Origin of the sequence: Devosia sp. Leaf64 (assembly GCF_001421945.1) — a bacterium.
In the GTDB taxonomy this organism is placed as follows: Bacteria; Pseudomonadota; Alphaproteobacteria; order Rhizobiales; family Devosiaceae; genus Devosia.
The window spans coordinates 1-7,068 of sequence record NZ_LMLO01000020.1; the positions used below are offsets into that span (position 1 = coordinate 1).

Genomic DNA, 7,068 nt, shown 5'->3' on the forward strand with positions numbered 1-7,068 from the left:
AGGCGTTTCGAATGGCTTTACATTGCTGGCGAGCATTATCGGTCCAATCATTCCCCCTATTGAATACAACTCCTACCGCGCGCGATCGCTGCCATGAATTCGTCAGTCAGCTGAGGGTATTTGGAACAGTGGAGTTCCGCTGCGGCCGGCAGATCCTGATCTACCGCTAGGCTTAAGTTGGGTTTAGTTCTCGAGTCGACTGAAACAATCTTTAGGCCGGCCCCCCAGCTCCTTGCTCTTCGGCTTCGGCACCAGACCCGAGGATCCAAATTCAACGATTTCTCTCGATGAGTCGTCCCTAAAACATCTCGTCGAGGCTCACGGACATCGACACTCAATTCGCCTGGTTAAATAGGCCGCTTCCGGGGATCAAATTTTTTTCGTCACTCCCCTTGAAACCGGTCTTGACCTTCCAAAATCATTTGTCGCCGACGGCCTCATTGGCGTTGGTAAAGTCTGAGAGGCGTTCTCTTGGGCGCCTCTCGTATCCATGTTGCTCAAGGAGAATATGGCTATGAGGACCAATCTCGATTTCGCACCGCTCTATCGTTCGAGCATCGGCTTTGATCGTATGTTCAATCTGCTGGAAAGCGCCAGCCGCGTTCAGTCCATCGACAGCTGGCCGCTTTACGACATCGTCAAGATGGGTGATGACGACTATCAGATCACCATGGCGGTTGCCGGGTTCACCGACGAAGAGCTCACGCTGACTTCTGAGCCTAACCTTCTTGTCGTGGAAGGCCGAAAGGCCGGCGAAGAGGACCGGCAATATCTGTACCGCGGTATCTCAGGCCGCACCTTCCAGCGTCGGTTCGAGCTGGCTGACCACGTCAAAGTCAATGGTGCAAGCCTGGCCAACGGCCTGTTGACCGTCGATCTAAAGCGGGAAATTCCAGAGGCGAAAAAGCCACGACGTATCGAAATCCGAAAGGCCCATTCTGCCTGGTCTGAACCTCGCCAGATCGAGGATGCCCAGCGGGCGGCCTAGGGCACAGCGGCGCCGGAGTGCATTCGGCGCCATCGCAAATCCTAGATAGAAAGGAGATACAAATGCGAACGATTTCGGCTTTAATAGCTGCCACCTTTTGTGCTTTGGCCCTTTCGACATCGGCCATCGCCAAAGAAGGTGACAGAAGCCCTATCCAAAACTCAACTTCGGGCTGGCTTGAATTTCGTGCCGTTGTGGCAGCGGAGGATTTGTGGCCCAAGAAGGTGGGCATTCGTAGAGCCGAGCTGGTTGAGGCTCCAATGGCTCAGCATAAGGATGCGGATGCATCTGTAGCCGCTGTGGATGCCATTGCCCCAGCCATCGGTAGCGGGCTGGATTCCCTCGGCCAATGGAGCGCATTAGCCAACTGGAAGGTAACAGACTTCGACGTCGCGCGGAATTAAGCGATGGCTAACTATTTCTATCCCTCAAAAAAGTATGAGGACGACAGCCTAATTTCACCAGCGAAGGCCTCACCGGAAGTGCTGTGCGATTGGGCCGTCGATATCGACAGAATTTCCCGACTTGCACGCGAAGCCTTTTTGAAAGGGACGCCAGATCCATGGGCTAAAGTCGAAGCGGAGTGCGTCGCCCAGTTGATCGAGGCCGAGTGGATCGCGCTGAACGAAAGACCATGCAACGATCATCGTGTGGAAGCCACAATCCGACATTTAAAAACCCTGAAAACAGAGGCAGTTCTGGCCATAAAGACGCTTGAAAGCGTTGAGCGGTACGGCTCACGGGAAACTGCGGCCACAATCGCCGATCCTCAGCATATCAATAAGCCACCGAATCGCGCGTTGGCCGCCGCATAGCCCGATCACCCCAAAAATGGGAAGATCAGCATTAGCGGAACGGCGGCGTATTGCGATCAAAAAGTGCCACTAAGCTTTAAACTGCCCGTTGAGGCAGTCATAGCATCGGAGAATTGAAATGTTGGATGCTTTCTATCCCTCGGATGAATATGAAACTGAGGTCTTGGATGCCGCGCTCAAGACGTCTCGACCCGTTGACATTCTCAGAGACTCTTCGCTGACGATAGCGCAGAAGCGGGCAATTCTGGCCTCCTGGGCGTCAGACGCCCGTGCGGTGCCCGACGCACCGTCCCTTCGTAAGCTCGACAACGGCACGACGCTGGACATTGACGCGATTTTAGATGCGCTCAAGCAGCTCGACAACGAACCCGTCGCGGCCCGCCCGGTGCAATCGGGGACAGCGCGAGGGCTTCGCCATCGTCGTGCATTGGGCAGGGCAGTGCGGCAGCTAGGCAATTCGTGGCGCCGCGATGATAACGACGATGATCCGCCGCCAGCTCCTGCCGCAGCTGGTATACCTCGCCTTACACCAAGTCTATCCGGCGGGGCTGCTGTCGCTGCGAAATAAGTTTGAGGGGATCTCGGCTAGGCCCTACTAAACCGGCCTCTAACGATTAGTGCGAAGTTTGGCCTCCGGCATGAAGCCGGAGGGCTGTTGATAGCAACGCCAAGGTTAGCCACCCGATATCGACATCCAAGTGGTCTGAGCCGAATGGCAGCTATTAGGAAATCGATAAGAAGGCCTGGACGGCAGAAATGGGGTCGAGTGCCGACGGTCGGCTGCCGGTGCCCTACCCTTCCCTTCTGCTTCGGGTGGCAAGTGGACTGGCTGCTTTCGGGTGTTAGGGTTCCGAAGCGGACGTTAGACGACCATCTCGCAACGGGAATAAAATGAGAGAAAGGACGTTTCGACGAGCCCAAGATCACTGTGCCAATCGTTGGAAGCGAAGTATCCACCGCGTTGCAAATTCGTTACAAGTGAACGAGCCTGCATCTTCGCAAGCATGGTTGTATCGGCGATCGAGGGCACCAATGACGTCTCTTGGAATCGCAGTCCTCGTTGTGGAAGACGAGCCACTTGTCCGGATGGACATAGTCGGCGAGCTTGAAGACCAAGGCTTTCATGTTCTTGAAGCTGGGAATGCGCTGGAAGCCATTGCCATCCTCGCCGACAATCCAGTCGTGAATGTGGTGTTCACCGACGTGGACATGCCCGGCGGCGTCGATGGGTTGGAACTGGCGAGAATCGTTAGGGAGCGCTCCCCTCAGATCCAAGTTGTGGTGACGTCAGGCCATCGCGTCGTCGCCGAAACGGACCTGCCGCCTTCTGTCAAATTCATCCCGAAGCCCTATGTGCCGGACCAGATAATCCGAACGATTTTGCATATAGCCGACCCCAAGTGATTGCGCCTTGCGCGCATTCAGTCCATGGGCAAATTGATTTGATGCCCTTTTGGAGGCCACATGCCATTCAGCGATGAGAACCACCCCCTCTGGGAAGTGAAGAACCTAAAGCGCGCGCTACACGCCGCCGGGGTCGCCCTGTGGTCGTGGACCGTCGCGACCGACGCTTTCGCCATGGACGAACAGGGCTTCGAGCTCTGGGGATTGCCGATGGCAAGCAAGGTAACCTTCGAGGACCTCTCCTCGCGCATCCACCCGGCCGACCGTGACCGAGTACGGTCCGCCTTTACGGCAACCCGCGCTATTGTTGGCGCCTACGAAATCGACTTTCGCATCCTTCTGGGCGACGAAATTCGGTGGGTATCAGCGCGCGGCCTGGGCAATGACGAGGGCCTGCACCGCGGTCAAATGTCTGGCGTCTTCCTTGACGTGACCGGCCGGAAACAGGCCGAGGAAGGTCATGAACTCCTAGCCGGCGAGATGAGCCACCGGGTGAAAAACCTGCTCGCCATCGCTGCGGGACTAACCAACTTGACCTCGCGTTCTACGGCCACCGTCGAGGAAATGGCAAAGGAATTGACGAACCGCCTGACCGCGCTGGGAAGAGCCCACGACTTGGTTAGGCCACTACCAGGGCACCAAGGCACAGCGGCGCTTCTCGGAGACCTGATATCGGTGCTGCTGGCACCATACGACGACACTGGTGCCTTCAGTGGGCGCATTCGCGTCGCAGTGCCTCGTATGGGCGTCGGTGAGCAGGCGGCAACCACATTGGCTCTGGTAATCCACGAACTAGCGACGAACTCTCTCAAGTACGGCGCCCTGTCAGTAGATAGCGGCCTGCTGGACATCTCCGGCACAAACTCCGAAACAGAGGTGAGGATGACTTGGACCGAGCGTGGAGGCCCGGCCGTCCAGCACCCTGGAGCGGATACAGGCTACGGCAGCAAGCTGCTAAACCGAAGCGTCACGGGCCAGCTCGGCGGCGAGATCAAGACCGACTGGTCCGATGAAGGCGTCGTGGTATTGATCAAGATGGACGCACAAAAGCTGGCCCAATAATAGCTGTCTTGCTATTTTGCAGGCTGTTTCTTGTTCGGATCCGGCGGCGTCTTGCCTACTTCCGGCACGAGCGTGGCATCGGCATCGCTGCCGGGCTCCACGTCTTTCAAGTCAGGACTCGATTTCGGGTCTTCGTTCTTCTTATCGTCAGCCACTGCCATCTCCCTAATCGAACAGTTTTAATTCGCCGGCAGCGCCGTTCGCTTCATCCATCGAGGCATCAAGCGTCGCTTTGAGGATCCGAAGCTCAGCCTTAAGACGCGGCGACAGGTCCAAGCCCTGCCACTCGCTTAGCTTCTGCTGCCATTCGGCGACTTCGACGATCAGCTTGCGCGACCGATCGAGCGTCTCCAGGTTCGAGTGCACGGCGGCTCGTTCCGCGTTCTCTGCGAGTTCGACCAGCTCGGCGGTGCTGACCACCCAAGTAGGCAGAGCAGTACGGACGGTCTCAATCTCGGAGATGACTTGAGCATCTGCCAGGTATTTGCGCATGTTTGGATTTCCTGCCAGGCGTTTCACGGCTCGTGCGCGCGTGGCATAGACCAACCCCCAGAAGTCGTGAGGGTTGCGGGGAGTTGCAAAAAGAACCGATCGAGGATTCTACGCCCGCTTTTGCGCGATGCAGTCTGCGTTGTCAGAGCTGGAACAAGGCGGACAGTTAAAGTCAGCCTGAAACCACGGATGGCCGCTTTTCGGCATATCAAAGGAGCGGCTCAAATGTCCGAGTTGGGGTCGGTAGTCCCCTGCCCTCACGAAGGTCTTTGACGAGAACCGCTGCCTTGGACGCCATCTAACCGTTGCTCTTGCGGCCACTTCGGCCAAAGGAGAAACGTAATTGGTATCTCACAATATGATCCTGCTGCTGCAGGAAGGCCAGCGTGGAACGCCGGCAGGCAGGTTGGCGCTAAACGCGCTTTGAAGATCAAACAGATTTGGTCGATCCGCTTCTTTCTTGATCGTGAAGGTCGGATGAGAGATCGAGCTCTCTTCGACCTGGCGTTGGACAGCAAGCTCCGGGGCTGCGACTTGGTCAAAATCAAAATCGGCACGCTTGTGGCGGGACCCGCCATCCGCTCGCGATCGATGGTCATCCAGCAGAAAACGGGAAGACCAGTTCAGTTCGAAATCACCGCCGATACGAGAGCCAGCCTGCTCGCCTGGCTCGAACGGCGAGGCGGCAGCATTGACGACTTCGCATTTCCAAGCCGGGTCAATGCTGCCGGTCACTTGAGCACCCGACAATATGCCCGCCTCGTCGATGAATGGGTCACCGCGATCGGCTTGCCACCTGACGAATATGGAACGCATTCTTTGCGCCGAACGAAGGCGTCGATCATCTACAAGGCTACTGGCAACCTCAGAGCGATCCAGATTTTGCTGGGGCACAGCAAGATCGAGAACACCGTAAGGTATCTTGGTGTCGATATTGACGACGCCCTCTCGCTATCTGAAGCGACCGAGAATTGACGGTAGAGCTTCGCCAACACGCTTAATCGGTCGGCGAAGCTCGATGCATGATGGTATCGAATGGAAACCTGGAGGGTTCCTTCTCCAGCGATCTCGGGGTGGATAGCGGACTGGCCGCTTTCTAGCCTGATGGACCGAAACCTGCCTGTATCATCCGGGACTCACTAGGAAGGCGGCTGAAGCCGCAAGGCCGTAGCGCTCGCCAGCCATTTGTATTCGGCGGAAGGTTCGCCGTCGCGACCGTTCAATACGCCGACGCACTGCCAAAATCGATCGATAATGTCACCCTCTACCCACATGTCACGGATCGCATCCCTGAACGCCGCGTCATCGGACAACCCGCGGTTCCAGGCCATGAAGGCAATGTATTCGTCTGCAAGTTGTTGGCCATCTGAGGAAGCAGGCGACAAACCTTGCCGTAGCGCGGCCCGAGCCTTTTCCATGATTTGTTTGTCTCGGGCACGCCAAATTTCAGGCTCGTCGCGCACCCTAAGAAATTTGGCAGTGCGCCCTGTGTCAACGGCTTGAGCACGAAGCAGCATCTGAAGCCGTTCGTTTGCCAGCAAGTCGTTAAGTTCTAGCCAGGCATCAACCTGCTCTGTCGAAGGATCATCCGGCAGTGACGGCGCAGCAATGAGATCGACCATTGTCGACCGCCAACGTGGATCGTAGCTTACCCCATCTGTCGTCATATCAAGAAAGGCTGTGGCGGTCGCATGCCGTTGGGATTGGGAATGGCCTATCATTTGACTGATCCTCCGAAGGTCTTCGAGCGTGGGATTGCCGGTTGAAAGCGCCAGGCGCAGTGTTGCGGCAAGAGCCTTCTGCCTGCGAATGCTTGCCTCAACATCCGACAAGCGCACTGCCAAAAGGTCTTTCAGGGTGACGTCCTGCTTCAGCATGGAGCGAATAGAATCAAGGCCCGCGCCTGCCTCGCGCAAGGACCTGATCAGATCGAGAACCACCAGGTCGCGGTCGTCAAAAACGCGATACCCAGCTTGGGTCCGTCCTGGAGAGAGAAGTCCGGCATCTGCGTAAAAGCGGATTCTGCGTGTGGAGATTCCGCTGCGTCGGGCAAGTTCACCGATGGTGTAGGTTTTCTGGCTCATGATCATGGCTTACCGCTTCCACCAACTGGCAAGTCAACCATTGGAGAAAGCGAATGACTGCTTTTCTGAAACCTGACGATGCTGGCAAATGGCGACTATGCGGTCGGTCATCGCCGACAGGAGACGCGCGCAATGGGGTCGACACCTGCCAGACCCAAACCGCGCCCCATTCCGGTCGTTCAGGCCACACTGTCGATAACCCAAAAGCCGCCGTTGGCAGCCG

Annotated in this window: 10 protein-coding genes; 7 read left to right on the forward strand and 3 right to left on the reverse strand. The window is 56.8% G+C overall.

All coding sequences use genetic code 11. From position 1 onward, the window contains the following. The first annotated feature begins 514 nt into the window (after nt 1-514). From ASE94_RS12740 to ASE94_RS12765, 6 genes are all read left to right on the forward strand, one after another. Nucleotides 515-988: an Hsp20 family protein gene (locus ASE94_RS12740; protein ID WP_062630762.1), complete on the forward strand. Its 474-nt coding sequence runs from the start codon at nt 515-517 to the stop codon at nt 986-988. A gap of 62 nt (nt 989-1,050) precedes the next feature. Then, the gene (locus ASE94_RS12745) at nt 1,051-1,392 is read left to right on the forward strand and encodes a hypothetical protein (RefSeq protein WP_062630720.1); all 342 of its coding nucleotides are present in this window, start codon (nt 1,051-1,053) and stop codon (nt 1,390-1,392) included. Nucleotides 1,393-1,395: 3 nt separating this feature from the next. Then, complete coding sequence (locus tag ASE94_RS21000) at nt 1,396-1,803, forward strand: hypothetical protein (protein ID WP_156352138.1); 408 nt, start codon at nt 1,396-1,398, stop codon at nt 1,801-1,803. Between the two features lie 118 nt (nt 1,804-1,921). Next, complete coding sequence (locus ASE94_RS12755; protein ID WP_062630722.1) at nt 1,922-2,371, forward strand: hypothetical protein; 450 nt, start codon at nt 1,922-1,924, stop codon at nt 2,369-2,371. Between the two features lie 464 nt (nt 2,372-2,835). Beyond that, complete coding sequence (locus tag ASE94_RS12760) at nt 2,836-3,207, forward strand: response regulator (RefSeq protein ID WP_062630723.1); 372 nt, start codon at nt 2,836-2,838, stop codon at nt 3,205-3,207. A 60-nt stretch (nt 3,208-3,267) separates the two neighbouring features. Then, nucleotides 3,268-4,269 carry a sensor histidine kinase gene (locus tag ASE94_RS12765; protein WP_062630724.1) on the forward strand — a complete coding sequence of 334 codons (1,002 nt, stop codon included), beginning with the start codon at nt 3,268-3,270 and terminating at the stop codon, nt 4,267-4,269. Between the two features lie 11 nt (nt 4,270-4,280). On the opposite strand, the gene ASE94_RS21005 is transcribed toward ASE94_RS12765, so the two are convergent. Continuing rightward, nucleotides 4,281-4,424 carry a hypothetical protein gene (locus tag ASE94_RS21005; RefSeq protein ID WP_156352139.1) on the reverse strand — a complete coding sequence of 48 codons (144 nt, stop codon included), beginning with the start codon at nt 4,422-4,424 and terminating at the stop codon, nt 4,281-4,283. A 10-nt stretch (nt 4,425-4,434) separates the two neighbouring features. Next, nucleotides 4,435-4,761, reverse strand: coding sequence for a hypothetical protein (locus ASE94_RS12770; RefSeq protein ID WP_156352140.1), 327 nt, complete (start codon nt 4,759-4,761; stop codon nt 4,435-4,437). Between the two features lie 342 nt (nt 4,762-5,103). Between ASE94_RS12770 and ASE94_RS12775 the strand changes: the two genes are divergently transcribed. Beyond that, on the forward strand, nt 5,104-5,736 hold the full coding sequence (locus tag ASE94_RS12775) for a tyrosine-type recombinase/integrase (RefSeq protein WP_062630726.1): 633 nt from the start codon (nt 5,104-5,106) through the stop codon (nt 5,734-5,736). A gap of 164 nt (nt 5,737-5,900) precedes the next feature. Here the strand turns inward: ASE94_RS12775 and ASE94_RS12780 are convergent, their stop codons facing one another. Next, nucleotides 5,901-6,851: a MerR family transcriptional regulator gene (locus ASE94_RS12780; protein WP_062630727.1), complete on the reverse strand. Its 951-nt coding sequence runs from the start codon at nt 6,849-6,851 to the stop codon at nt 5,901-5,903. Nucleotides 6,852-7,068 lie beyond the last annotated feature (217 nt).